This window comes from Streptomyces olivaceoviridis (assembly GCF_014650115.1).
GTDB classification, from domain to species: Bacteria; Actinomycetota; Actinomycetes; order Streptomycetales; family Streptomycetaceae; genus Streptomyces; species Streptomyces olivaceoviridis.
On sequence record NZ_BMUI01000001.1, the window covers coordinates 1 to 21,459 of the forward strand.

Below are 21,459 nucleotides of genomic sequence, written 5' to 3' on the forward strand. Positions count from 1 at the left end.
CGGCAGCTTGGGCGGGTGGGGCGGGGGGCGGAGCGCCGGGGGCCGGTCCCGTGCCGGGTGCCGTGCGGCGGCTTGGGCGGGTGCCGTGCGGCAGCTTGGGCGGGTGGGGCGGGGGGCGGAGCGCCGGGGGCCGGTCCCGTGCCGGGTGCCGTGCGGCGGCTTGGGCGGGTGCCGTGCGGCAGCTTGGGCGGGTGGGGCGGGGCGCGGGTGGCGGGTCCCGTGCCAGGTGGCGGGTGCCATGCCTGCGGCGGCCAGTGCGGGTGGGGCGTGGCTCGGGTCGCGCCTGCCGTGGGGTGGGGGTCGGGGCCGCGCCGGGTGGTGTCCGTCCTCGGTCCGGCGGGCCGTTGCTCCTGTGGTGCCCGGGGTTTTCGCCGGCCGCTGCGGGCGGACACCACCCGACACGTCCCCTTCCCACCGTGCGCGGGTGCGGGCCGTCGTGGGTTCCCGCCCCGGCCTCCTGCCTCGGTCGGCCCCGCCGTGGGCCGTTGCGGGCCGTCGCGGTCCCTGCCACGCCGTGCGCGGGCGCGGGCCGTCGCGGGTTCCCGCCCGGCCTCCTGCCTCGGTCGGCCCCGCCGTGGGCCGCTGCGGGCCGTCGCGGTCCCTGTCACGCCGTGCGCGGGTGCGGGCCCTCGTGGGTTCCCGCGCGACCTCCTGCCTCTGCCCGCTGGTGCGGGAGGCTCGTCGTCAGGAGGTCGTGCAGGGTCTGGGCCGCCCTCGGGGCCGCGTCTCCGCAGCAGTTGTTGAAGAGGACGTGCACCTCTTCGGCCTGAGTGGCTGCCTGCCGGATGGGGGGCAGCCAGGCGGAGAGTTCCTGCTCGGTGTAGCTGTGGCGGAAGCGGTCCTCCTTCGTGCCCTTTCCCCAGTGGGGGCTGCGGCCGTGGAAGCGGATCAGGTGCAGGTGGGCGGTGGTGACGGGGGCGGGGGGCGGGGCGTCGGGGGTGTCCGTGGCCACCGCCGTCGCGTTCAGGTCGCCGAGGAACGCCGCCGTACGGGCTGCCTGGGCGGGGTGCCACCAGGCGGGGTCGCGGAACTCCACGGCGAACGGCCAGTCGTGGGCGCGTTCGCGGGCCGTGCGGATGAAGCCCTCGGCCTCCGGGCCGGGGGTGAGGGAGGGCGGGTACTGGAAGAGCAGGGTGCCCAGGCGGCCGGCGTCGCGGAGGGGGGCCAGCGCTTCGGCGTAGCGGGTCCAGACCTCCGTGCGCAGGGCCTCGTCGCGGGGGTGGTCGCGCAGGTCCGCGGGGAGCGTGGCGGGCCGGGTACGGTGGCCGGTGAGCAGGGAGAACGCCTTGACGTCGAAACGGAAGCCGGGAGGCGTGCGTTCGGCCCAGAGGGCGGCTGTGCGCGGGGCCGGGAGGGCGTAGTACGGGGAGTCCGCCTCGACGAGGGGGAAGCGCGTGGCGTAGTGGCGCAACCGCTTCTCGGCGTCCCGGTGGCCGGGTGGGTACCAGCCGCTCCGGAGCAGCGCCGGGTCGGTCCAGCCGCACGTGCCGATGAGGATGTCCGCCATGCGGGCGTGGGTACCCGCCGTTCACCGGGTTTTCACCCGTGGGGTTGGCCGACGTGGGCCGCGGGCACATTGGCGTGAGCATGCTCTGTCCGCACCGCCAGCCGCCCATCCCTACCCGGAGGTTGAAGTGTCCGGCAGTTCTGCTCGTTCGGCGTATCGCCGTGCCCGCGCCGTCGTGGCGTCCGCGGCAGCCCTCGCCGCAGCCGCGGTCGGGCTGTGGACCGGGCTCGGCGAGGGGTCCGCGCACGCCGCGGGCGCCGTGCCCAGCCCGGACCACGTGGTCGTCGTGGTCTTCGAGAACCATGCCTACAGCCAGGTCATCGGCTCCTCCAACGCGCCGTACATCAACTCGCTGAAGGCGGGGGGTGCCAACCTGACCCAGTCGTACGCCGAGACCCACCCCAGCCAGCCGAACTACTTCGCGCTGTTCTCCGGGTCGACGCAGGGGATCACCGACGACAGCTGCTACACCCCGGGGTTCTCCTCGGCGCGCAACCTCGCGTCCGAGCAGATCGCCGCCGGCCGCACCTGGGCCAGCTACAACGAGACGCTGCCGAGCCAGGGCTCCACGACGTGCAGCAGCGGCACCTACGCCCGCAAGCACAACCCCTGGTTCGGGTTCAGCAACGTACCGACGTCGACCGCCAAGACGTTCGCCCAGTTCCCGACGGACTACTCGACGCTGCCGCAGATGTCGTTCGTGGTGCCGAACCTGTGCAGCGACATGCACGACTGCTCGGTGTCCACCGGTGACACCTGGCTGAAGAACAACCTGGGCGCCTACGCGACCTGGGCCAAGACCCACAACAGCCTGCTCGTCGTCACCTTCGACGAGGACAACCGGCTGAGCGGGAACAAGATCCCGACCGTGTTCTACGGGCAGCCCGTCGCCGCCGGGTCCAGCTCCTCGACCACGTACAACCACTACGACCTGCTGCGCACCCTGGAGGACACCCAGGGCCTGACCACGCACGCGGGCAACGCGGCCTCCGCCCAGGACATCACCGGGATCTGGGCGTCCTGACGTGTACGTAGCGGACAGCCGTACGAACACGTCCGCTCAGGGTGCCGTCCGGCCTTCGGCCGGGCGGCGCCGTGCGGCCCTCGCGCCGACCGTGCTCGCGCTGGGGACGGTGAGCCTGGTCACCGACGTCTCGTCGGAGATGGTGACGGCGGTGCTGCCGTTGTACCTGGTGACCGGTCTGGGTCTGTCGCCGTTGGGGTTCGGGCTGCTGGACGGCGTCTACAACGGGTTCTCGGCGCTCGTGCGCCTGGTGGGCGGGCACTTCGCCGACCGGGGCGGCGGGCGGCACAAGTGGATCGCCGGGCTGGGGTACGGCATCTCGGCCGTGTGCAAGCCGCTGCTGCTGGTGGCGCACGCACTGACCCCGATCGGGCTCGTGCTCGCCGCCGACCGGACCGGCAAGGGACTGCGCACGGCGCCCCGGGACGCGCTGATCTCGCTCGCCAGTACGCCGGAGACGCGCGGGCGGGCCTTCGGGGTGCACCGGGCGATGGACACGGCCGGGGCCCTGCTCGGGCCGCTGGTGGCGTTCCTGATCCTGCGGGCCACCGTCGACGGGTGCGACGCGGTGTTCACCGTGAGCTTCTGCGTCGCCGTGCTGGGCGTCCTGGTGCTGGTCCTCTTCGTGCCGGGCGGGCGGGGTGACGCGGTCCCGGCCGAACGGCCGACTCTCCGCGCGGCCCTCGCCCTGCTGCGCGGCCGTGATCTGCGCCGGATCACCGTGTGCGCACTGCTGCTGGGCCTCGCCACGGTCAGCGACTCCTTCGTCTACCTGCTGCTCCAGCGCCGCCTCGGCGTCCCCGACCGCTGGTTCGCGCTGCTGCCGCTCGGCACGGCCGCCGCCTTCCTGCTGCTGGCGGTGCCGTTCGGCCGGCTCGCGGACCGGGTGGGCCGCTGGACGGTCTTCCTGGCCGGCCACGGCGCCCTGCTCGTCGTGTACGCGCTGCTGCTCACTTCCTGGCACGGCACGGGCCTGCCCTACCTCGTGCTCGCCCTGCACGGCGGCTTCTACGCCGCCACCGACGGGGTGCTGATGGCCGCGGCCTCGGACAGCGTGCCGGAACGGCTGCGCTCCTCCGGGCTGGCCGTCGTACAGACCGGGCAGGCACTGACCCGGTTCGCCTGCTCGCTGCTGTTCGGCGCGGCCTGGACGGTGTGGGGCGACCGGGCGGCGCTGTCGGGCGCGGCGGTGGCGCTGGCCGCGTGCGCCGCGTTCTCCCTCACCCTGCGCCCGAAGGGAACGGTGCCCGCATGACCGTACGCACCCGCATCCTGATCCTCGTCTCCGCCGTCGCCGTGCTGGCGGCGGTCGGGCTGGCGTCGGTGCTGCACGCCTCCGCGCGGGCGGACCGCCGGGACCACGCGCAGGCGGGCGGGCCGCGCGTCACGCCGGGGACGGTGACGCTGCGCGGGCCGGGGCGGCTCGTGTTCCGGAACATGGCGTGGGGGCCGCACCGCGACGAGCTGACCAGCGTCCCGGCCTCCGCGCCGGACGCGCCGCGCACCGCCTCCGGCCTCAAGTGCCTGCGGTTCTACGCCGCCTCGGGCACCGGCGTGTGCCTCCAGGCCGTGCACGGGCCCGTCTCGGACACCTACCGCGCGCTGATCCTGGACGCGCGCCTGCGGACCGTGGACCGCTACGACGTGCCGGGCATCCCCTCCCGCGCCCGGGTCTCCCCCACCGGGCACTTCGCCGCCTGGACGGCGTTCGTGGGCGGCGACTCGTACGCCGGGACGGACTTCTCCACGCGCGCGGCCATCGTGGACACCCGCGACGGGAAGCTGATCCCGTCCCTGGAGTCCTTCCGGATCGTCAAGGACGGGCGTCCGTACCAGGCGGCGGACGCCAACTTCTGGGGGGTGACGTTCGCGGCCGACGACCGCACGTTCTACGCGACGCTGGCGACCAAGGGGCGGACGTACCTGGTCCGCGGCGACCTGCGCCGCCGTACGGTCACCACGCTGCACGCCAACGTGGAGTGCCCGTCCCTGTCGCCCGACGGCACCCGGGTCGCGTACAAGAAGCGGGTCGCGGGGCTGCCGAAGGACGCGCCCTGGCGGCTGTACGTCCTCGACCTGCGCACGATGCGCGAGACCCCGCTCGCCGAGCCGCGCAGCGTGGACGACCAGGCGGTGTGGAAGGACGCCCGTACCCTCGTGTACGCGCTGCCCGGGGACTACGGCGCCGACCTGTACGAGGTCCCGGCGGACGGCTCCGGACGGCCGCACCGGATCAGCTCGGCGGCGGTGTCACCGGCGTACCTCGGCTAGGTCGTTTCCTGTGTCGTCGACTGACGCCCAGACGCGGCGCACCGGGTGGCGGCGATGGTCACAACGCGGTCACGGGGCGGCGGCCCGGACGGCCTCGGCCGGCACGCACCGCCACGCGAGACCCGCCGCGAGCAGGTAGGCGAGGGCGCCGACGGCCATGGCGAGCCGTACCCCGGAGCCGTAGTCGGTACTGGTCGCCAGCAGGCTGCCGCCGAGTGCGACGCCGGTGGCGCTGCCGATCTGGCGGGTGGTGTTGAACAGGGCGGAAGCGGCTCCCGCGTACGCCCGGGGCGCGGCGCCCATCACCGTGGTGGTCGAGCCGGTCAGGGCGAAGGACGTGCCGAAGCCGGCGGCCATCATCGGGGCCACCAGCAGCGGGTAGGCCGGGTCGTTCCCCGCCGCGGCCCAGCCGGCCAGCCCGAGTGCGCCCAGGAGCATGCCGGAGACCACCAGCGGGCGGTCCCCGGTGCGGCGGGTCAGGCGCCCGGACAGGACGGAGGCGAACATGGTCACCGCCACGGCCGGGAACAGCGCCAGCCCGGTCCGCAGGGCGCTGAAGCCGCGCTGGTGCTGGAAGTACAGGCTGGCGGTGAACACCATGCCGTAGAAGCCGAGGTTGAACAGGAGCCCGACGACGGCCGCTCCGCTCATCGCCGGTGAGCGCAGCAGCCGCGGTGGGAGGGCCGGAGTCCGGGCGAGCCGCTCACGCACCGCGAACCCGGCCACGGCCAGTGCCGCCAGACCCAGTCCGGCGAGGACGGCCGGGTCGGACCAGCCGCGCCGTCCGGCCTCGTTCAGGGCGGCGGTCAGCAGGGTGACGGCCGCCACCACGGCGGCCTGGGCCGGCCAGTCCACGGCCCGGTCCGGATGCCGCGGCGAGGGCGCGACGAACCGCGCTGTCAGGGCCAGGCAGGCCGCGCCGACGGGCACGTTGATGAGGAACACCCACCGCCAGCCCGCGGTGGACACCAGCAGCCCGCCCAGCAGGGGCCCGGCGGAGGCGGCGATCCCGGCCATCGACCCCCACAGCCCGAAGGCGCGCGAGCGGGCCGCCGACTCGGGGTAGACCTCCTGGAGCAGGGCGAGCGAGCCGGGAACGATCAGCGCCGCGCCGAGCCCTTCGACCAGCCGGGCCGCGACGAGGGCCGGGGCACTGGGCGCGCCCGCGCACAGGGCCGATGCCACCGTGAACAGCGCCACGCCCGCGCAGAAGACCCGCCGGTTGCCCAGCCGGTCACCGAGCGCACCGCCCGTCATCAGGAACCCGGCGAGAACGAGGGTGTAGCCGTCGGTGATCCACTGGATGCCGGTGAGCGAGGCCGCCAGCTCACGGCCCACCGCGGGCACGGCGACATTGATGATCGTGACGTCCAGGATGACCATGAAGTACCCGGCGCACACGGCGAGCAGCGGTGCCACAGGCGCATGCTAGGGCCGGGCGAACGCCGGATCGACGACCTCGGGTGCGTGTTCACGACCGCGGGGGCCGACGGTCCGCGACCGTCGGCCCCGCCCGCCGCATCAGCGGCAAGTCTCTGACCTGCCCTTACAGCACCGGCAGGTTCTTCCGCAGCTCGAACGCGGTGACCTCGGAGCGGTACTCCTCCCACTCCTGCCGCTTGTTGCGGAGGAAGAAGTCGAAGACGTGCTCGCCGAGGGTTTCGGCGACCAGGTCGCTGCCCTCCATGAGGGTCAGGGCCTCGCCGAGGTTCTGCGGGAGGGGCTCGATGCCCATGGCGCGGCGTTCGGCGTTGGAGAGGGCCCAGACGTCGTCCTCGGCGCCCGGCGGGAGCTCGTAGCCCTCCTCGATGCCCTTCAGGCCGGCGGCGAGGAGGACGGCGTAGGACAGGTACGGGTTGGCGCCGGAGTCGAGGGAGCGGACCTCGACGCGGGCCGAGCCGGTCTTGCCGGGCTTGTACATCGGGACGCGGACCAGGGCGCTGCGGTTGTTGTGGCCCCAGCAGATGTAGGAGGGGGCCTCGCCGCCGGCGCCGGCGGTGCGCTCGGAGCCGCCCCAGATGCGCTTGTAGGAGTTCACCCACTGGTTGGTGACCGCGGAGATCTCCGCCGCGTGCCGCAGCAGGCCCGCGATGAAGGAGCGGCCGACCTTGGAGAGCTGGTACTCGGCGCCGGACTCGTAGAAGGCGTTGCGGTCGCCCTCGAAGAGGGACAGGTGGGTGTGCATGCCGGAGCCGGGGTGCTCGGAGAAGGGCTTCGGCATGAACGTCGCCTGCACGCCCTGCTCCAGTGCCACCTGCTTCATGACCAGCCGGAACGTCATGATGTTGTCGGCGGTGGAGAGCGCGTCGGCGTAGCGCAGGTCGATCTCCTGCTGGCCCGGCGCGCCCTCGTGGTGGGAGAACTCCACCGAGATGCCCATCGACTCCAGCATGGTGATCGCCTGGCGGCGGAAGTCCATGCCGACGTTGGTCGGGGTGTGGTCGAAGTAGCCCGAGTTGTCGGCGGGGGTCGGGCGGGAGCCGTCCAGCGGGCGGTCCTTCAGCAGGAAGAACTCGATCTCCGGGTGGGTGTAGAAGGTGAAGCCCAGGTCGGAGGTGCGGGCGAGGGCGCGCTTGAGGACGTACCGCGGGTCGGCGAAGGACGGCGAGCCGTCGGGCATGAGGATGTCGCAGAACATGCGGGCCGTGCCGGGGGTCTCCGCGCGCCACGGCAGGACCTGGAAGGTGGACGGGTCCGGCTTGGCGATCATGTCGGACTCGTAGACCCGGGCGAAGCCCTCGATGGCGGAGCCGTCGAAGCCGATGCCCTCGTCGAAGGCCTGTTCCAGCTCGGCGGGGGCCACGGCGACGGACTTCAGGAAGCCCAGCACGTCCGTGAACCACAGGCGTACGAACCGGATGTCACGCTCCTCCAAGGTCCGGAGCACGAACTCCTGCTGCTTGTCCATCTTCCGCTTCCCCATCCTTGCTGGTCAGGCCGCCTGTCCCCCGAACCACGGGAGGCGGTCGGGCACCTGAGCATCCCACCACAACACCATTTCACGCGCGTTGCGGACCTTGATCGCCCGAGCATCCTCGCCCTGAACGCCTCCCGTACGGCAGGTGTACTGCGCTCTCGCCCCATCTTGCCTGCTCGGACCGGCATCCGTAATGGCCGGTCCGCTTCCTCCGTGACCGACACCACGCCCGTTAAATTTGCATCTCAGATGCAAGTTTTCATAGCGTGGTGATCAGCCGAGTTCTCCGAGGAGTCCGATGCTGACCGAGCAGTCCACAGCCACCGTCCGCGCCACCCTGCCCGCCGTCGGCGCGGCGATCGGCGAGATCACCGAGCGCTTCTACGCCCGCCTCTTCGACGCCCACCCCGACCTGCTGCGCAACCTCTTCAACCGCGGCAACCAGGCCGCCGGCACCCAGAAGCAGGCCCTCGCCGGGTCGATCGCCGCCTTCGCCACGCACCTGCTGGACCACCCGGACCAGCGGCCGGACGCGATGCTCGGCCGCATCGCGCACAAGCACGCCTCCCTGGGCGTGGCCCCCGAGCAGTACGACGTCGTCCACGAGCACCTCTTCGCCGCCATCGCCGAGGTCCTCGGCGAGGCCGTCACCCCCGAGGTGGCCGCCGCCTGGGACGAGGTGTACTGGCTGATGGCGAACGCCCTCATCGCGATCGAGAAGCGGCTGTACGAGGAGAGCGGCGGCCCCGGCCTGCGCGCCTGGGAGGTCGTCGAGCGCGTCGAGGAGACCCCGGACGTCGTCACCTTCCGGCTGCGTCCGGCCGACGGCGGCCCGGTGGCCGGCTTCCGCGCCGGGCAGTACGTCTCCGTCGGCGTCACCCTGCCCGACGGCGCCCGGCAGATACGGCAGTACAGCCTGACCGGGGCGCCGGGCGAGGCGGTGCGCCAGATCAGCGTCAAGCGCGTACGGGGCGAGGCGACGCCCGCCGGCGAGGTCTCCCACCACCTCCACGCGCACGTGCGGCCCGGCGACGTCCTGGAACTGTCCGAGCCGTACGGCGACCTCGTGCTGGCCGGCACCCCGGACACGCCCCTGCTGCTCGCCTCGGCGGGCATCGGCGTGACCCCGATGATCGCGATGCTGGCCGACCTCGCGGCCGGCGGCCACCGCGCCCCGGTCACCGTCGTGCACGGCGACCGCTCCCCCGCCGACCACGCCCTGCGCACCGACCACACGGCGTACGCGGAGAAGCTGCCCGACGCCACCGCGCACTTCTTCTACGAGCGCGACGCCGAACCGGGCACCCGGACCGGCCTGGTCGACCTGACCGGCATCGCCGTACACCCCGGCACGCGCGCGTATCTGTGCGGTCCCCTCCCCTTCATGCGCGCGATCCGCACCCAGCTGATCGAGAAGGGCGTCGCCCCGGCCGACATCCACTACGAGGTCTTCGGCCCGGACCTCTGGCTGGCCCAGGGCTGAGCGCCCCGAAGAGGCGCGGGGAACCGCGCGACCAGCCACCACGGCGCGGCACACGCCTGACCACCTCACGCGGCCGGTCGCGACGCATTGCGTCCAGCCCCGGCCGACATCCACCACAAGGCATCCCGCCCCGACCTGGCGGCCGGCCCAGGGCTGAGCGTCCGCGCGCGTTCAGTCCAGCCCTGGCCGCCGGGAGATCCCCAGCAGCAAAGGCCCCGTCGGCCCAGTGACGAGCTCCCCGATCGTGACGGAGTCCAACGCGGCGAAGAACGCCTCCTGAGCCCCGCGCAGAGCGCCCCGCAGGCGGCAGTCGGAGCGCAGGGGGCAGGCCGGCGTCCCCTGCGTCCCCTCGCAGTCCACCACGTCACCGTCGCCCTCGAAGGTCCGCACGACCGCGCCCACCGACGCGGTGCGGCCCCGCTCCGTGAGCGCCAGCCCGCCGCCCCGCCCGCGCCGGGCGTCGACCAGGCCCAGGTGCTGGAGTTCGGCGACGACCTTCGCGGCGTGCGTGTAGGGCACGTCCATGTCGGCGGCGACCTGACGGGTCGTCGGGGTGGATTCGGCGACGACCGCGAGTCGCATCAGGACGCGCAGGGCCAGGTCGGTGGAGCGCAGCAACCGCATACCGCGAGCGTAGATAATGCGCATCCCGGCTTCAAATTATCCGGTTCCTGTGCCCTCCCTACGTCAAGGGCTGCCCCGTCGCATTACGATCAGCGGGCCCCACCGTCCACGTCCCCCTTCCCCCGAAGGACACGCCTCATGGGTTCCGGCAAGAACAGCAGCACCGCGGCGCGCAAGGCGCGCATCGAGGAGATGCGGCGCGCGGAGCGTGCCCGCGAGCGCCGCAACCGGGTGCTCACCATCACCGCCAGCGCGGTGGTCGTCGTCGGTCTCGTCGTCGGCGGTGTGGTCCTCGTGAAGACGCAGGACGACTCCGGCAAGGACCAGGCGACGCCGAGCGGTGACGCCAAGGGCTCCGGGGACTCCGGAAAGTTCACCACCGGCGCGGACGGCGTGAAGACCTGGTCGGGCAAGCTGTCCCGGACGCACGTGACGACCAAGGTGTCGTACCCGATGCACCCGCCGGTCGGCGGCAACCACAACCCGGTCTGGCTGAACTGCAACGGCGACGTCTACACCAAGGCGGTGCCGGAGGAGAACGCCGTGCACTCGCTGGAGCACGGCGCGGTCTGGGTGACGTACACGGACAAGGCGGCCAAGGCCGACGTCGACGCGCTCGCGGCGAAGGTGAAGAAGACGCCGTACTCGCTGATGAGCCCGTACGAGAACCAGGACGCCCCGCTGATCCTGTCGGCCTGGGGCCACCAGGTCGCGGTGAAGAGCGCCAAGGACCCGGAAGTGGACAAGTTCTTCGCCACGTACGTACAGGGGCAGCAGACGCCCGAGCCGGGCGCCTCGTGCACCGGCGGGGTCATGAAGTGAGGCGGCAGCACATCGGCTGGGTCGCCGGGGCCGCGGCGGCGGTGCTCGTCGCGGCCGGCGCGATCACCTACGCGGTCGCCGAGGAGCCCGGCGGATCGGACCCGAAGACGCCGAGCGCACAGTCGGCGGACGCCGGGTTCGCCCGGGACATGGCCGTCCACCACCAGCAGGCCGTCGAGATGTCGTACATCGTGCGCGACCGCACGAAGGACGACGAGGTACGGCGGCTCGCCTACGACATCGCGCAGACGCAGGCCAACCAGCGCGGGATGCTGCTGGGCTGGCTGGACCTGTGGAACCTGCCCAAGGTCTCGGCCGACCCGCCGATGACCTGGATGGGCATGGGCGGCATGGCCTCCGGCAAGGACGGCGCGCTGATGCCGGGGATGGCCACGAACACCGAGCTGAAGAAGCTCGGGTCGCTCAGCGGCAAGCAGGCCGAGATCTTCTACCTCCAGCTGATGACGGACCATCACAAGGGCGGCATCCACATGGCCGAGGGCTGTGTCGCCAAGTGCACCGTCGGCGTGGAGAAGCGGCTCGCGCAGGGCATGGTCGACGCGCAGCAGTCGGAGATCGAGCTGATGGCCGGAATGCTCAAGGAGCGGGGCGCGCAAGCCCGTTCGTAACACCGCCGTAAGGATGAAACGGTCAAACCGCCCGACGTGGCGGTTACTTGAGCTTCTCTTGACTTTCACGTTCCCCTCGCATGAACGGTTCATCGCAAGAGTGGCCCCCATCGTGTGATCCACTCGCCGGCCGACACCGCCGCGGGCCGGCGCGCGCCTCCACGACGTGCCAACCACTACATGCATGCGAACCGCATCGCAGGGGGTTCTATGAGATCCAACCGCGCCACCGTGCGCGCCGGTGTGAGCATGGCAGCGACACTGCCCATGATCGCCGGTGCGCTGGCGCTGGGCATACCCGCGGCACACGCCGCGGACAGCCCCGCTCGTGACGTACTGAAGGGCACCAAGCCGCTCTGGGCCACGGCCAAGGCGGACAAGGGCGCGACCGCGGACACGTCCCAGGTCAAGGCCCGCGTCTACCTGGCCGGCCGGGACGCGGCCGGACTCGCCGCCTACGCCAAGGCGGTGTCCGACCCCAGCTCGCCCCTGTACGGCAAGTACCTCAGCGCCAAGAAGGCGCAGGCCCGCTTCGGGGCCACCAAGGCCCAGGTGTCCGCCGTCACGTCCTGGCTGAAGTCGGCCGGTCTGACGGTCACCGCGGTCACCCCGCACTACGTCGCCGTCTCCGGTGACGTGGCCGCCGCCGAGAAGGCGTTCGGCACCGAGCTGCACAACTACGCCAAGGGCTCGAAGACCTACCGGGCCGCGGCTCGGGCGGCCTCCGTCCCGGCCGGCCTCAAGGGCGCCGTGCTGACCGTCACCGGCCTGGACAACGCCCCGCACAAGGCGAACCACGACGACCAGCTGCCGCCCCCGGACGCGGTCTTCAAGAACGCCGGCCCCTTCTCGTCGTACTACGGCTCGAACGTCGCGACGACGCTCCCGGACGCCTACGGCCAGAAGATCCCGTACGCGGTCAAGGGCTACACCGGCAAGCAGCTGCGCGCCGCGTACGGCGCCGGCACGTACACCGGCCACGGGGTGCGCATCGCGATCACCGACGCGTACGCCTCCCCGACGATCGCCTACGACGCCGGCGCGTACGCGGTGAAGAACGGTGACGCGGCCTGGAAGACCGGCCAGTTGCACCAGGTGCTGCCGAAGAACTACACCAAGACCGACGAGTGCGGGGCCGCCGGCTGGTACGGCGAGGAGACCCTGGACGTCGAGGCGGTCCACGCGGTCGCCCCGAACGCCGACGTCACCTACGTGGGCGCGGCCTCCTGCTACGACGACGACCTGCTGGACTCCCTCAGCAAGATCGTCGACAGCCACCTGGCCGACATCGTCTCCAACTCCTGGGGCGACGTCGAGGCCAACCAGACGCCGGACCTCGCGGCGGCCTACGACCAGGTCTTCCAGCTGGGCGCGGTCCAGGGCATCGGCTTCTACTTCTCCTCCGGCGACGACGGCGACCAGGTCGCCAACACCGGTGTGAAGCAGGTCGACACCCCGGCCAACTCCGCCTGGGTCACCGCGGTCGGCGGCACCTCGCTGGCCGTCGGCAAGGGCGACAAGTACCAGTGGGAGACCGGCTGGGGCACCGAGAAGGCCACGCTGGCACCTGACGGCAAGAGCTGGGTCGGCTTCCCCGGCGCGTTCACCTCGGGCGCGGGCGGCGGCACCAGCAAGACGGTCGCCGAGCCGTACTACCAGAAGGGCGTCGTGCCGAACGCGCTGGCCACGGCCAACAGCGCCTCCGGCAACCGCGTCGTCCCGGACATCGCGGCCATCGCCGACCCGAACACCGGCTTCCTGGTCGGCCAGACCCAGACCTTCCCCGACGGCACCGAGCAGTACAGCGAGTACCGCATCGGCGGCACCTCGCTGGCCGCACCGGTCATCGCGGCGGTCCAGGCCCTGGCCCAGGAGGCCCGCGGCGGCAAGCCCCTCGGCTTCGCCAACCCGGTGATCTACGCCAAGTACGGCAAGAAGGGCGTCTTCCACGACGTCACGGACGACCCGACGGGGTCGGGCCTGGCTGTGGCACGTGTCGACTTCGCCAACGGCCTGGACGCCGCTGACGGCCTGCTGACCTCGGTCCGCAGCCTGGGCAAGGACAGCTCGCTGACCGCGGTGAAGGGCTACGACGACGTGACGGGGGTCGGCTCACCGGCCAACGGGTACGTGGAGTCGTTCCGGCGGTAAGTCGCTGGGGTTGCTCGGTTGAAGGGGCGTGGGGTGCGTGTGCACCTCACGCCCCTTCGGCTTCAGGGTGCCTTGAGTGCGGTGATGAAGGGGGTCCAGGCGGTGGGGGGGAGGAGGAGGACGGGGCCGTGGGGGGACTTGGAGTCGCGTACGGGGATGACTCCAGGGACGTTGGAGGCGACTTCCAGACAGTTACCGCCGTCTTCGTTGCTGTAGCTCGACTTTCGCCAGAGGGCGGCGCCGGGGAAGTCGCTGGCGACTTCGACGCATTCTCCGCCATCACCGTTGCTGTAGCTGCTCTTGAACCAGAGCGCGTCACTCAAGTCGATCCGGTTGGTCGCCATTTCGGAAATCCTCTGCCGCTGCCTTGATCATGGCCAGGGACGTGTCTGGTGACAGCGCGACGGCCCTGAGCCGATCGTATGCCTTGCGGTACTGCTTCACGAGGGCCGGATCATCGATGGTGTCCCCGCTGTAGGAAGCATCGGTGTAGATCAGCGGCGGGGCTTCCGGGAACGTCATGATCATGATGGAGGCGGCCATCAGGGGATACGCCCCGCATGTGCGCGGAACGATCTGCGGAGTGATCCGGCGCCGCTCGGCCAACGCCACGATGCGGTCGAGCTGTTCGGCCATTTCCGGCGGAGACAGGATCGGCTCCGCGATCAGCGACTCGTGCAGGATCGCCCAGTACTCCGGGGTGGTGTGATCGTCCTCGAAGATGTGAGCCCGCGCGAGTCGGGCTGTCACCTTCTGCTCCACCCACTCATCAACGGCTCCCGGGTGAGCCGACCGGACCAGCGCCCGCGCGTACGGGGCGGTCTGAAGCAGCCCAGGCAAGATGATGGGAGACCACAGCTCAATGGAATCCGCGTGCTTCTCCGCCTCCAACGCCTTCTCGAAGTAGGCGGCATGCCCACTCCTCCTGGCCTTCCGCACATCCTCGCAACGGCGCTCGAAGAAGCCGTCGGTGTCCAGCACTCGATCCGCATGCCGGGCAAGGTCGAGCGGCATCCGTCGCTCCCCGTGCTCGATATCGCTGAGGTACGTCTTGCCGTAGAAGCTGCCCTCAAGGAACGCCTCCAACGACAGGCCGGCCGCCTCCCGCTTCCACCGCAACTCCTTGCCGTAGAAGGTCGGGACGCTCATCGAGCCGTCAATGTCCTTGCCCCGAGCCACCGCTCACTCTCCTCCGCTGCCCTGGTCGCGAACGCGAAACCTCTTCCACGGTAGCGAGCGCGGCGACAGTCTGTGATGCGTTCGTCACACACAGCACAGAAGGTTGCCGCCCCTCATGTCCGACCGCTCCCCCACCGCCTACGACGTCACGCTCTGCGTCGAGGACCTCCGTGCCGCGCTCGCCCTGCACGGCATCACGCTCCCCTCGCTCCGGGTCGACCTGCCGAGCTTCGCGGGTACGTACGCCCCGCCCGCCGGACTCGTCACGCTCGGGAACTGCAACACGGCCACGGCGCGGGCGCTGGCCGCCGTGCTGAGGAAGGCGGCGGCGGAGTGACGACGCCGATGACACCGCTGGAACTGCACCTGCTGGCCACGCCGAAGGCCGCGCCGGAACTGCGCCACCACCTCCGTGCGCACGGCTTCGACGTCCGGCTGTGTGCGACGGAGCTGCTGACGAACGTCATCGACCACCTCGGCGAGGGAACACCGGTGACGGTCCGGGTCGGGGGTACGGCGGTGGGGAACCGTACCCGCATCGAGGTGACCGATCCCGACCCGCGCGCGTTGCCCGTCCTGCTGTCGGCTGGGGAAGCGGCGGAGTCGGGGCGGGGGTTGGCGCTCGTGGACGCGCTGGCCGAGCGGTGGGGCGTGGAACAGGGGCCGGACCGGAAGACGGTGTGGTGCGAGCTGAGGAACTGACCGTCGGGCCGCCCGCTTCCCGGCCAGTGTCGGGCTTCCGCGAGGTGAGTCAAGGGCGCGTTCGGGAAAGTGGCCCCCTCACCGGCACCGGTCCCTGACGCCAACCGCGTCCACACCGTCGGAAGGGGAACGCGACCGCGCCTCGCCAGCACGCCGGGTGGGCTCAGTGCTGTTGTACCGCGAGTCCGGGGCAGTGACGCCGCATCGCGTCCAGGACCGCCTCGGGCGGCACCGGCAAGGTGTTCGTGGGCATGTTGGCCGGGCCGAAGCCGAGCCGTGCGTTCATGGACGCGGTCCTGCGGACGAGCTTGGGCGCGCGGGCCAGGTAGGCGTCCGGATCGTGCAGCACCAGCTCGATGAACCGCTGCGAGGTGTTGCGTACCCGCTGCTCGCGTATCCGCACGGCGGCTATCTCGTCCCAGCCGAACCGGCCCAGCCCCACGTGCTCCACTCCCGCGTCGTCCAGCACCAGCTCCGGTCGGTCGCGGAGCAGGCGCTGGATGAAGAGCACCGAGCAGAACCCGAAGAAGAGGACGGCCAGCGCCCCCGCCGCAGTCATCTTCACCGTGCTGTGGGCGACCAGGAAGACGATGCCCAGGGCGACGAAGACCAGGGACCCGGCCAGCATGGCCCACGCACGTCCCTTGGCCAGCGGGTAGACCGTCGGGGGCAGTGGAGCCGCTTTTTCGATCACGGGCAGACGATAGGACCAGACCCCTCGCCAACGGAACCCCGGCAACCCCTCACCCCACACAGAGGCTGGTGATTGGCGTATTTGGGCCACTACTGCCGCACAGCCACCCCTCTGACCTGCACCACTGCCGGGCCCCTTGGCACAATTCCGCCAATCACGGCCTGCGGGGACCCAACCACCCGCCCACCACAAGCCGCTAAGCCCACCCGGCGTCCATGCGAGACGCGGACGCGCCCCACCCACCGGCCGCAAGCCGCCAGACCGACCCGGCGTGCCGGCGAGGCGCGACCGCGTGACCCTCCCGACGGGGCGGGGTAGCCGGCCTGGGGGCCCGTTGCCGCTGGGGCCACCGCTGTCCCGGGCCGCTCGCTCGCTTCTTCCCCGGGCTGGAGCGAGGTGTGTCAAGGGTGGGCCGGAGGCCCATCGCCGAAGGCGACGCGCAGCGCCCTTGACTCACCTCGCGGAAGCCCGACACTGGCCGGGAAGCGAGCGGCCCGACGGTCACCTCGGCAGCTCGGTCAGGTGGGGCTCCAGAACCCGGGACGCCACCACCCGTCCCACCGACGGAGTCTCCCGGCGGCGGTCCACCGCGTACGCCACGCTCGCCACGCCCAGGCCCAGGACGGCCAGGGCCGCTCCCGCGAGTGCCGGGGACGTCGTGCCGAGGCCGGCCGCCAGGGCCAGGCCGCCGATCCAGGCGCCGCCCGCGTTGGCCAGGTTGAACGCCGCCTGGTTGGCCGAGGAGGCGAGGGAGGGGGCCGCCGACGCCTTCTCCATCACCATGAGCTGGAGCGGGGAGCCGGTGACGAACGCCGCCATGCCCAGCAGGGTGACCGCCAGGGCCGCGCTCCACTCCGCCCGCATCAGCAACGGGAAGAGCGCCAGCACCGCGCCCAGGGACGCCAGGCCGCCGAAGAGGGTGCCGCGCAGGGAGTGGTCGGCGAGCCGGCCGCCCAGCAGGTTGCCCGCCGTGGCGCCGACGCCGAAGAGGGCCAGGAGCAGGGTCACGCTGGAGTCGGCGTAGCCCGCCGCGTCCGTCAGCATCGGGGTGACGTAGCTGTAGGCCGCGAAGAGCGCGCCGAAGCCCGCGACCGTCGTACCGAGGGCCAGCCAGACCGGCACCGACTTCAGGGCCGCCAGTTCGCCGCGCAGACCCGTCGACGTGGCCGCGTGGTTCCGGTCGTGCGGGATCAGGAGGGCCAGGGAGGCGATCGCCGCCAGGCCGATCACGCTCACGCCCAGGAACGTCGCCCGCCAGCCCAGGTGCTGGCCCATCAGCGTGGCGACGGGGACGCCCACGACGTTGGCGACGGTCAGGCCGAGGAACATCAGGGACACCGAGCGGGCCTTGCGCTCCGGTGGGACCATCGCCGTGGCGACGACCGCGCCGACGCCGAAGAAGGCGCCGTGTGGCAGGCCGCTGAGGAAGCGGGCGGCCAGCAGGGAGCCGTTGCCGGGGGCGAACGCCGACAGGGCGTTGCCCGCCACGAACAGGGCCATGAGGGAGATCAGGACCGTGCGGCGGGACATCCGCGCGGTCAGGGCAGCCAGCAGCGGTGCGCCGATGACGACGCCCAGCGCGTACGCCGAGACCAGGTGACCGGCGGCGGGGATCGAGATGTGCAGGTCGTCCGCGACGTCGGGCAGGAGGCCCATCATCACGAACTCGGTCGTACCGATGCCGAAGGCGCCCACGGCGAGGGCGAGCAGGGCCAGGGGCATGAGGGACCTTTCAGAGAGCGGAGTGCCGTACAGAGTCGAGTCTCGCAGTATGTTCCTGGACGGAACAAACGCTCTCAGGTCCAGTATTCCGGCAGGTTAAGACCCTGTGTCGAGCTTCACACGGGCCGCTATGGGCAGGTGATCGCTGTTCGTGCGCGGCAGCGTCCAGCTCTTCTCCGGCTCCACGCCCTTCACCAGGATCTGGTCGATGCGGGCCATCGGGAACGACGCCGGCCAGCTGAACCCGAAGCCGCTGCCCGCCGCGCCCTGCGTGGAGCGCATCTGGGAGGTGACGCCGTTGAGCGCGCGGTCGTTCATGGTGCCGTTCAGGTCGCCGAGCAGCACGACCTGCTTGAGGGGCTCGTCGGAGATGGCCTCGCCGAGCGCGTCGGCGCTCTTGTCCCGCTGCCGGGCGGTGAACCCGGCCTCCATCTTCACCCGCACCGAGGGCAGGTGGGCGACGTAGACCGCGACCGGGCCCTTGGGCGTCGCCACGGTGGCGCGCATCGCGCGCTTCCAGCCGAGCTTGATGTCGACGGCGTGGACGCCGGTCATCGGGTACTTGCTCCACAGCCCGACCGTGCCGACGACCGCGTGGTACTTGTACGTCGACGCCAGCGCCTTCTCGTAGACGGGCGCGGCGGAGGCGGGCAGCTCCTCCAGGGCCAGGACGTCGGCGCCGGACGCGGCCACGCCGGTGGCGGTCGCGGCCGGGTCGGGGTTGTCGGCGTTGACGTTGTGGGTGGCCACCGTGAGGTCGCCGCCACCGCCCGACTTGTCGGTCAGCAGCCCGCCGAAGAGGTTCAGCCAGACGACCGCCGGGAGCAGAAGCGCGATCAGCGCGGTCGCCGACCGGCGGATCAGGGCGAGGACCAGCAGCACCGGGACGGCCAGGCCCAGCCAGGGCAGAAACGTCTCGGTGAGCGAGCCGAGGTTGCCCACCGCGTTCGGCATGTGCGCGTGCAGCAGCATCACCAGGGCGAGCAGCAGGGCCAGCACGGCGAGGACGGCGCCGCGCCGCCACACGCCCTTGTCGTTCCGCCACCCGGCGAACAGGCGGTGCTTCAGGCGCCGGAGCCGGGATCCCGGTCGCTCGGGCTCCGTGCCGTCGCCCACCGTCTCCGTCATGTACGCCTGCTGCGCCATACCGTCTGCCTCACTGCCTGCCGTGCACACCGTTCGCCCCCGTGCTCTTCCGACCCTAGGGGATGATCGGCTCCGTTCCGCCGTCCCATGACGGCCGTACGGAAGACGAGGACGAACGAGCCGGGGCCGCGAGTTCCGGTGACCCCCGGGGTGCGCGGGGTCTGTGACGAAACGCGCACATTAGTGCTACGACGCGGTGGACCTGACGGGGCGTAGGCCGTCCAGGACCGCGTCGACGATCTGCTCCGCCAGTCCCTCGGGCAGTTCGGCGTCGGGGCGCATGACGGAGCGGACGAGCATGGGGCCGACGAACATGTCGTTGGCCAGGTCCAGGTCGATGTCCGCGCGGATCTCGCCGTTCGCCTGCGCGCGGCGCAGCAGGCCCAGGGCGAGGTCGCGGCGGGGCGCTATGACGCCTGCGTGGTACGCCGCCCAGATCCGCGGGCTGCTCTTCATCTGCGCGTACACGTTGTGCAGGATCGCCGAGGAGCGGCTGACCAGGCCGCGCCGGCGCAGGGACTCCAGCAGCACGACGAGGTCGTCGCGCAGGGAGGTGCCGGGGAGCTCGGGGTCGGGGGGTTCGGCGGCGCGTACGACGTCGACGAACAGTTCCTCCTTGCCGCTCCAGCGGCGGTAGATGGTGGCCTTGCCGACCCCGGCGGTGCGGGCGACCCGCTCGATCGACAGCTCGGCGAGGGGCACGCCCTCCTCCAGGAGCTTCATCACGCCCTCCAGGATGGCGCGTTCCACCGCTTCGCTGCGCGGCCGGCCCCGTGCGGGTCCGTCCGGGCGCGGCCGGCTCTCGGCAAGGCTCACGACGATCCGTCCTCTCACTGTGCTGCGGGAATTGTCCCGCAGCCGCCTCCTTCCCCCGTGGAACCGCGCGCGGAGCTCACTCCCCGGCGGCGACCAACTCCGTTTCCGTCTCCCGCCGCTGACCGGCGGGAGGCTTGCCCGGCAGGAACAGGAAGGTCACCACGGCGCCGATCAGCGCGACGCCCGTACCGCACAGGGCGGTGACGTGCATGGCGTGCAGGAAGGCGTCGTTGGCGGGGGTGACCAGGGCCTTGCCCTGCGGGCCGAGCTTCTCGGCGACGCCGAGGGTGGCCTCGATGGACTCGCCGGCGGTCGCCCGCAGGTGGGGCGGCAGCAGGCCGAGCTTGTCCTCGATGCCGTTGCGGTACGCGGTGGCGAGCACCGAGCCGAGCACGGCGATGCCGAGGGCGCCGCCGACCTGGCGGAAGGTGTTGCTGAGCGCCGAGGCGGAGCCTGCCTTCTCGCGGGGCAGGGCCTGCATGATGACGACCGAGGTCGGGGTCATGATGTGCGCCATGCCGGTGCCCATGAGGAAGAAGACGACCTCCAGCAGCCAGATCGGCGTGTCGGCCTCGAACGTGGCGAAGGCGGCCAGCGTCGCCGCGATCAGCACCAGACCGCCGGTGGTGGTGGCCTTGTTGCCGAACCGGTCGACCAGCAGCCGGGCGCGGGGCGCGAAGATCAGCTGGGCGGCGGCGAGGGGCAGCATCAGCACACCCGACTCCAGCGGGGAGTAGCCGCGCACGCTCTGGGTGTAGAAGACGCCGAAGAACGTGACGCCCATCAGCGCGAAGAAGACCAGCGCGATGGCGCTCATGGCGGCCGAGAAGACCTTGTTGCGGAAGTAGGTGACGTCCAGCGACGGGTGGTCGCTGCGCTTCTCGAAGACGACGAAGGCGGCCAGGACGACAAGACCGGCGACGATGGTGCCCAGCGCCTTGGCGTCGGTGAAGTCGGCCAGCTCGCCGCCCTTGATGATGCCGTAGACGAGCAGCACGAGGCCGACGACGGACAGGACCACGCCGATGGGGTCGAGGCGGCCGGGCCGCGGGTCGCGGGAGTCGGGCACCAGCCAGGCCATCAGGACGAGCGCGACGATGACGATGGGCACGTTGATGAGGAAGACCGAGCCCCACCAGAAGTGGTCGAGGAGCGCGCCGCCGGTGATCGGGCCGATGGCGATGGCGAGGCCGACGCCGCCGGCCCAGATGCCGATGGCCTTGGGCTGTTCCTCGCGCTCGAAGACGTTCATGAGCACGGCGAGGGTGGCGGGCATGACGAAGGCGGCACCGAGGGCCATCAGCGCGCGGTAGGCGATCAGCTGGCCGGGCGAGCCGGACTCGGCGGCGAGCGCGGAGCCGATACCGAAGACGAGGATGCCACCGAGCAGCACCTTCTTGCGGCCGAGCCGGTCGCCGACGAGTCCGGCGGTGAACAGCAGGCCAGCGAAGACGAGGGTGTAGGCGTTGATCGCCCACTCGATCTGGCTCTGCGTGGCGCCGAGGCCGGTGGGCGCCGGGGTGGCGATGGTCTTGATCGCGACGTTCAGGATGGAGTTGTCGAGCACCACGATCAGCAGGCTGAGCATGAGCACGCCGAGGATCGCCCAACGGCGCCGGTGCACCGCTTCCGGTATTCGGGAGGCAGGGACGGGACTTGTCATGCGTTCGAGCCTACGATCATTCCGATACGGAACCGTCTCGTATCTTATTTCTTTACCAAGCCCTTACGCGGCTCGGCTCACAGGGGGGTACCCCTGGCCCCGAATGGCA

General features: G+C 71.6%; 20 protein-coding genes. 9 read left to right on the forward strand and 11 right to left on the reverse strand.

The window, feature by feature from the left end; genetic code table 11:
* Positions 1 to 604: 604 nt before the first annotated feature.
* Positions 605 to 1,507: a DUF72 domain-containing protein gene (locus IE273_RS00005; protein WP_189813040.1), complete on the reverse strand. Its 903-nt coding sequence runs from the start codon at positions 1,505 to 1,507 to the stop codon at positions 605 to 607.
* 127 nt (positions 1,508 to 1,634) lie between these two features.
* On the opposite strand from IE273_RS00005, the gene IE273_RS00010 reads away from it, so the two are divergent.
* Genes IE273_RS00010 through IE273_RS00020 form a run of 3 tightly spaced genes read left to right on the forward strand, consistent with a single transcriptional unit; the run spans position 1,635 to position 4,802 of the window.
* On the forward strand, positions 1,635 to 2,531 hold the full coding sequence (locus tag IE273_RS00010) for an alkaline phosphatase family protein (protein WP_189813041.1): 897 nt from the start codon (positions 1,635 to 1,637) through the stop codon (positions 2,529 to 2,531).
* Between the two features lies 1 nt (position 2,532).
* A complete protein-coding gene (locus IE273_RS00015) occupies positions 2,533 to 3,786 on the forward strand; it encodes an MFS transporter (RefSeq protein WP_189813042.1) in 1,254 nt (417 codons plus the stop codon).
* Positions 3,783 to 4,802 carry a TolB family protein gene (locus IE273_RS00020; RefSeq protein ID WP_189813043.1) on the forward strand — a complete coding sequence of 340 codons (1,020 nt, stop codon included), beginning with the start codon at positions 3,783 to 3,785 and terminating at the stop codon, positions 4,800 to 4,802. Before IE273_RS00015 ends, IE273_RS00020 begins: the two co-directional genes overlap by 4 nt.
* A gap of 69 nt (positions 4,803 to 4,871) precedes the next feature.
* On the opposite strand, the gene IE273_RS00025 is transcribed toward IE273_RS00020, so the two are convergent.
* Together IE273_RS00025 and glnA2 are read right to left on the reverse strand one after the other, a co-directional pair.
* Positions 4,872 to 6,221 (reverse strand): MFS transporter, encoded by a 1,350-nt coding sequence (locus IE273_RS00025; protein ID WP_189813044.1) that lies wholly within the window; start codon positions 6,219 to 6,221, stop codon positions 4,872 to 4,874.
* Positions 6,222 to 6,348: 127 nt separating this feature from the next.
* Positions 6,349 to 7,710, reverse strand: coding sequence for a gamma-glutamylpolyamine synthetase GlnA2 (gene glnA2 / locus IE273_RS00030; RefSeq protein ID WP_189813045.1), 1,362 nt, complete (start codon positions 7,708 to 7,710; stop codon positions 6,349 to 6,351).
* Positions 7,711 to 8,017: 307 nt separating this feature from the next.
* On the opposite strand from glnA2, the gene IE273_RS00035 reads away from it, so the two are divergent.
* Positions 8,018 to 9,202, forward strand: coding sequence for a globin domain-containing protein (locus tag IE273_RS00035; RefSeq protein WP_189813046.1), 1,185 nt, complete (start codon positions 8,018 to 8,020; stop codon positions 9,200 to 9,202).
* A 171-nt stretch (positions 9,203 to 9,373) separates the two neighbouring features.
* On the opposite strand, the gene IE273_RS00040 is transcribed toward IE273_RS00035, so the two are convergent.
* Positions 9,374 to 9,826, reverse strand: a complete 453-nt coding sequence (locus IE273_RS00040) for an RrF2 family transcriptional regulator (RefSeq protein ID WP_189813047.1) — start codon at positions 9,824 to 9,826, stop codon at positions 9,374 to 9,376.
* Between the two features lie 138 nt (positions 9,827 to 9,964).
* On the opposite strand from IE273_RS00040, the gene IE273_RS00045 reads away from it, so the two are divergent.
* From IE273_RS00045 to IE273_RS00055, 3 genes are all read left to right on the forward strand, one after another.
* Positions 9,965 to 10,648 carry a thioredoxin-like domain-containing protein gene (locus IE273_RS00045; protein ID WP_189813048.1) on the forward strand — a complete coding sequence of 228 codons (684 nt, stop codon included), beginning with the start codon at positions 9,965 to 9,967 and terminating at the stop codon, positions 10,646 to 10,648.
* Positions 10,645 to 11,277 (forward strand): DUF305 domain-containing protein, encoded by a 633-nt coding sequence (locus IE273_RS00050; RefSeq protein ID WP_189813049.1) that lies wholly within the window; start codon positions 10,645 to 10,647, stop codon positions 11,275 to 11,277. Before IE273_RS00045 ends, IE273_RS00050 begins: the two co-directional genes overlap by 4 nt.
* Positions 11,278 to 11,487: 210 nt before the next feature.
* Positions 11,488 to 13,428, forward strand: coding sequence for a S53 family peptidase (locus IE273_RS00055; protein ID WP_189813050.1), 1,941 nt, complete (start codon positions 11,488 to 11,490; stop codon positions 13,426 to 13,428).
* A gap of 62 nt (positions 13,429 to 13,490) precedes the next feature.
* Here the strand turns inward: IE273_RS00055 and IE273_RS00060 are convergent, their stop codons facing one another.
* Together IE273_RS00060 and IE273_RS00065 are read right to left on the reverse strand one after the other, a co-directional pair.
* Positions 13,491 to 13,772, reverse strand: coding sequence for a DUF397 domain-containing protein (locus IE273_RS00060; RefSeq protein WP_189813051.1), 282 nt, complete (start codon positions 13,770 to 13,772; stop codon positions 13,491 to 13,493).
* Complete coding sequence (locus IE273_RS00065; RefSeq protein ID WP_229887014.1) at positions 13,744 to 14,607, reverse strand: helix-turn-helix domain-containing protein; 864 nt, start codon at positions 14,605 to 14,607, stop codon at positions 13,744 to 13,746. Before IE273_RS00065 ends, IE273_RS00060 begins: the two co-directional genes overlap by 29 nt.
* A 115-nt stretch (positions 14,608 to 14,722) precedes the next feature.
* Here IE273_RS00065 and IE273_RS00070 point away from each other — a divergent pair, with 115 nt between their 5' ends.
* Positions 14,723 to 14,944, forward strand: a complete 222-nt coding sequence (locus tag IE273_RS00070; protein ID WP_014672342.1) for a hypothetical protein — start codon at positions 14,723 to 14,725, stop codon at positions 14,942 to 14,944.
* Positions 14,945 to 14,952: 8 nt separating this feature from the next.
* The gene (locus tag IE273_RS00075) at positions 14,953 to 15,309 is read left to right on the forward strand and encodes an ATP-binding protein (RefSeq protein WP_189813672.1); all 357 of its coding nucleotides are present in this window, start codon (positions 14,953 to 14,955) and stop codon (positions 15,307 to 15,309) included.
* A gap of 163 nt (positions 15,310 to 15,472) precedes the next feature.
* Here IE273_RS00075 and IE273_RS00080 read toward each other — a convergent pair whose 3' ends face one another.
* From IE273_RS00080 to IE273_RS00100, 5 genes are all read right to left on the reverse strand, one after another.
* Positions 15,473 to 16,003 carry an STM3941 family protein gene (locus tag IE273_RS00080; RefSeq protein ID WP_229887015.1) on the reverse strand — a complete coding sequence of 177 codons (531 nt, stop codon included), beginning with the start codon at positions 16,001 to 16,003 and terminating at the stop codon, positions 15,473 to 15,475.
* Between the two features lie 501 nt (positions 16,004 to 16,504).
* Positions 16,505 to 17,725 (reverse strand): MFS transporter, encoded by a 1,221-nt coding sequence (locus tag IE273_RS00085; RefSeq protein WP_189813052.1) that lies wholly within the window; start codon positions 17,723 to 17,725, stop codon positions 16,505 to 16,507.
* A 96-nt stretch (positions 17,726 to 17,821) separates the two neighbouring features.
* Positions 17,822 to 18,871, reverse strand: coding sequence for an endonuclease/exonuclease/phosphatase family protein (locus IE273_RS00090; RefSeq protein WP_189813053.1), 1,050 nt, complete (start codon positions 18,869 to 18,871; stop codon positions 17,822 to 17,824).
* 186 nt (positions 18,872 to 19,057) lie between these two features.
* Positions 19,058 to 19,687, reverse strand: a complete 630-nt coding sequence (locus tag IE273_RS00095) for a TetR/AcrR family transcriptional regulator (RefSeq protein ID WP_189813054.1) — start codon at positions 19,685 to 19,687, stop codon at positions 19,058 to 19,060.
* A gap of 76 nt (positions 19,688 to 19,763) precedes the next feature.
* On the reverse strand, positions 19,764 to 21,350 hold the full coding sequence (locus IE273_RS00100; RefSeq protein ID WP_189813055.1) for an MFS transporter: 1,587 nt from the start codon (positions 21,348 to 21,350) through the stop codon (positions 19,764 to 19,766).
* Positions 21,351 to 21,459 lie beyond the last annotated feature (109 nt).